General features: G+C 56.6%; 2 protein-coding genes and 2 pseudogenes. 2 read left to right on the top strand and 2 right to left on the bottom strand.

Annotation, left to right across the window (positions count from 1 at the left end; genetic code table 11):
- A pseudogene (locus tag ABJO75_RS02335) lies at window positions 1–79 on the bottom strand (IS5/IS1182 family transposase); the annotation flags it as partial.
- 447 nt (window positions 80–526) lie between these two features.
- Between ABJO75_RS02335 and ABJO75_RS02330 the strand changes: the two are divergent.
- Both ABJO75_RS02330 and istA read left to right on the top strand, forming a co-directional pair.
- The gene (locus ABJO75_RS02330; RefSeq protein WP_348134005.1) at window positions 527–2,131 is read left to right on the top strand and encodes a Hint domain-containing protein; all 1,605 of its coding nucleotides are present in this window, start codon (window positions 527–529) and stop codon (window positions 2,129–2,131) included.
- Window positions 2,132–2,662: 531 nt separating this feature from the next.
- A pseudogene (gene istA / locus ABJO75_RS02325) lies at window positions 2,663–4,149 on the top strand (IS21 family transposase).
- On the opposite strand, the gene ABJO75_RS02320 reads toward istA, so the two are convergent.
- The coding region (locus ABJO75_RS02320) for a hypothetical protein (protein WP_348134003.1) at window positions 4,116–4,358 on the bottom strand (243 nt) is incomplete at its 5' end. The pseudogene istA and the gene ABJO75_RS02320 sit on opposite strands and share 34 nt — an antisense overlap.

The following is a 4,358-nucleotide window of genomic DNA, read 5'->3' as shown; positions in this document are numbered from 1 at the left end:
CGTGGCTTGCCGTGAGACTTCGGAAAAAAGGGGCAAGCTTGGCCATCTGCTCGTCGGTCCGCCAGTAAAGGTCGCTCATGCCACCACTTCGTTTTCCGAGCCGTAAATTCGCCGCACACTGAAAATCAATGCTTCCTGACCCAAAATCGGCCAGTATTCCCAATATTTGCTCGGAAAGTCGATCCGTCGCCCGGCTCTTACATAGTCTATCCAGTAAAATACGGCGAGTGGGTGATGGCTGCTCCCGGCACCCGTCTAACCGCATCGGTTCACGATGTGGAACCTCGACCGTCAGGGTTCCGTAACAGCGCTTTCGCGCGACAGCATTTGAGATAAACTCCTGCCGACTCGCTTAAAGCGCGAAAAGCTTGAATCGCATACAGCTTGTTTGTCGAGCCGTACCACCTTATCCCGAACATGTCTGAGGGGTGCGTCCCTTTAGTAAATTGGTTCGCAGCCGAATGTATGGCCGCACTGTATGTTTTTGGAGTTCGGTCGCGCTTCGCGGCCGCGGTAGTTTAGAATTATGCCAGATCAAACGATAAACGTTAACACGACCGTGGGCGATGTCCCGGTCTCAACGACCAGTACGCTGCCTGATAGCTCTTTCGATACGCTCAGCGTCGATCATACGATCAACATCGGAGCGCAAAGTTCTCCGGACATCAACGTTGCGATTGCGGTCGACACATCCGGGTCGGCAGGTGGGAATTCTGGGTCCGACGTGGATGGTGACGGAACGAACGATACCTTTCTGGAAGCGCAAGTCTATGCTGCAAAGCAGGTTTTCCAAACCTATATCGACAACGGATACGACCCGTCTACAGTCACGGTCACGCTGGTCGAGTATAGTAACAACTCGTCATTAGTTGGTGTATACAACCTGGATCAATTGCTCGAGTTCGAACAGGATATCGACGCCTTGACGACGGGCGGTTCAACCAACTTTGCGGCCCCCCTTCAAGAAATCAATGACAGTTGGACGGCGCAAGGCGTCACGGACCAATCGTCAAACTCCATAATCTTCATGTCTGACGGGGTTCAAAACTCAGGTGGCAATTTCACCGACGAGGCACAAGCGCTGGAAGATGATTTCGGTGCACTGATCTCGGGTGTTGGTGTGGGTGCCAACAGTGGCCTAAATGCGGGTAGAAATGGCGGTCTGAACGACCTTGATAACACCGGCGGCTCAATCGGATCGGGTGACGGTGCCATTCAAGTCGTGGACACGTCGCAACTGACAGCTGCGATCAGTGCCCCGCCGCCGATCTTGGATGTTGACTCTGTGACCGTGGTCATCACCTATCCGGACCCGGCGAATCCGTCGCAAACAATTACAATTTCCGAAACCATCTCTGTGGATGACCCGCGCCTTGTTCCGACGCCCAGCGGCTATGTCCTTAACGACTATGTCGTGGACTACGAACCCAACCCGGCCCGGGGCGATGACATTCAAGTCGAGATTACCACAACCTTCAATAACGGGACTGACATCCTGTCGACAGGAGTTGTTACGATTCCGCAACTGGTGTGTTTTGTCGCCGGCACTCGGATCATGACATCGAAAGGTGAAAAAGACGCGGCTGATCTGCGGATCGGGGATCTGATTTTGACACGGGACAATGGCATGCAGCCGATCCGGTGGATCGGTCGTCAGAGCTTTGGCTCGGCACTTTTAGCTGAGCAGCCGAGAGCGCGGCCGGTTCGCATCAAGCCGAACACGTTCGGCCGAGGCATGCCAAGGCGCGCTCTTCGTGTGTCCCAGCAGCACCGGATGTTAATTCAATCGCGTGCCGTTGAGGCGCTGATCGGAAAGAGCGAAGCACTGGTCGCAGCCAAGAAGCTGACGGGATTGAAAGGTGTGGAGATCGACAACAGTTGCAAGCCACTCGAATACATTCACTTCCTTTTCGACAGGCACGAATTGGTGATTGCGGATGGCGCTTGGACCGAGAGCCTGTTCATCGGCCCTCAAGTCTGGACCCACCTGGACGGTGAAACAAAGGAAGAGTTCCGACTGCTCATGGGGATCACCGATGCGCCGGGCAGCCCAAAACAGCCCGCAGCCAGCGCCATTCCCACCCCACGCGAGCAAAAGGACATCATCTCGGCGATGCTCAACGACGCGTAGTAAGGCGCATTTGCGAACCAGAACAATATCGAGTGTTGTCACGTGAACTTATTGCCCTGATCGAAGGCGCGACGAGCATCAATCACGCAATGCTTGCCGCGGTTTTCCATACGTTGAATGTTCCCAGTGGCGCTACAAACTTGGTGCACGGGTGTGGGGGGCTCCCCCTTGCCGCAGGCAGAAGACCTCATCATCGCCGCGCCCGAGCTTGCGGTGCTTGGAGAAGTGAAGCCTGAAGAGCCGCTGTCGCGAGAAATGGTAGTGAGCCTTCCCCTCTGAAGTGATCCGCCCCTATTTGGACCCATAGGCGCTGACGTAAGACAATGAATACGAACGCGCATTTCAGAATCCGAAGGTTCAAGCATCGTTTGTGAATCTCGGAGACAAAATGACCACAGAAACGGTCTGATTATCTGACCGGCGCGGAGCAAAATTCCGCATTCTGACACCTGATGCCGATGAGCGGAGGGTGGGGAGATGTATTCTGTGGACTTATACAACCGTGTCCGTCGGGCGTGCCATGTTGATGGTATGAGCAAAAGTGCGGCTGGTCGTCTTTTTGGGATCGACCGCAAAACGGTGGCAAAGATCCTGCTACATTCTGTGCCGCCAAGGTATCGGCGAACTGCTTTGCCTGTCCGTCCGAAGCTTGATCCGTTCATTGCGATTGTCGATCAGATCCTGGAAGACGACAAACGAGTTATAAAAAAGCAACGGCACACCGCCAAACGCATCCATGCCCGGCTTCGGGATGAGCACGGCTTCACCGGCGGCATCACCATTGTCACCGACTATGTGCGGGAGAAGAAGCACCGGACCCGCGAGGTCTTCGTCCCGTTGTCGCATGCGCCGGGGCATGCCCAGGTGGATTTTGGCGAGACGCTTGGTGTGGTTGACGGGGTCGAGTGCAAGCTGCACTATTTTGCGATGGCGCTGCCGCATTCGGACGCGTTCTTCATCAAAGCGTATCCTGCAGAGACCACCGAAGCGTTCTGCCCCTCTCGGCAGCATGCTTTGCATGCGCCTGCCGGGCAATGGACGGGCATGTCTCTGCCTTTGCGTTTTTCGGCGGAGTGCCTTTGTCGATCCTGTATGACAACACCACGATCGCGGTGGCGAAGATCTGCGGCGATGGAAAGCGGGAACGCACCACGATTTTTTCCGAGTTGCAGTCGCACTATCTGTTCGACGACAAGTTTGGCCGTCCGGGAAGGGGCAACGACAAAGGCAATGTCGAAGGCGTGATCGGCTACGGACGACGGAACTTTCTCGTGCCAGCGCCCCGGTTCAACAGCTTCGATGAGCTGAATGCCCGGCTGGAAGAACACTGCCTGAGGCGTCAAGGTGATACCGTGCGTGGTCATTCAGAGCCGATCGGCGGCCGTCTGATGCGCGACCTGGATGCGCTGATGGCGCTGCCGCCCACACCCTATGACGCCTGCGAGAAGGTCAGCACGCGGGCGACGTCGATCTTGATGGTCCGCTATCGCAGCAACGATTATTCCGTTCCGGTGGCCTATGCGCACCACGAGGTTCAGGTTCGTGGCTATGTCCATGCGGTGGTGATAGGCTGCGGCGCAGAGGTGATCGCCCGCCACCGCCGATCCTACGACAATGCTGATATGGTGTTCGATCCGATGCATTACCTGCCGCTGCTTGAGCGAAAGGTTGGGGCCTTGGATCAGGCGGCGCCGTTGCAGAACTGGGATTTGCCGGATGAGTTCGCCACCCTGCACCGGTTGCTTGAAGCGCGGATGGGCAAGAAGGGCAAGCGCGAGTACGTCCAGGTTCTGCGCCTGCTGGAGACCTTCGAGATGGCCCATGTCCATGGCGCCATCAAGTACGCTCTCGGCAACGGCACCATTGGCTACGATGCGGTCAAGCATCTCGTGCTGTGCCGGATCGAGAAGCGCCCGCCCCGGCTTGATCTCGACATCTATCCCTATCTGCTCAAGGCACAGGTCGAAACGACGGACCCGGCCAGCTACAAGGTGCTGATGTCCGGAAGAGCGGCATGACCGATACCCCGCAAGTCCTGCTGCAGCATCATCTCAAGAAGCTGCGCCTGCCGACCTTCAACAGCGAGTGCGGGTTTCGCAAATTCCCGGACACGGATTTCAGTAATTCCCGGACACGCGTTTCGGTAAATCCCGGACAGGGATTTCGGTAATTCCCGGACAGCTGCGGGGACCCGGACACGGTTGGTCATCGCCTGCTCCGTCACGGC

Source organism: Sedimentitalea sp. (genome assembly GCF_039973035.1).
Lineage (GTDB): Bacteria > Pseudomonadota > Alphaproteobacteria > Rhodobacterales > Rhodobacteraceae > Sedimentitalea.
This window is presented reverse-complemented; position numbering and strand designations above follow the sequence as displayed.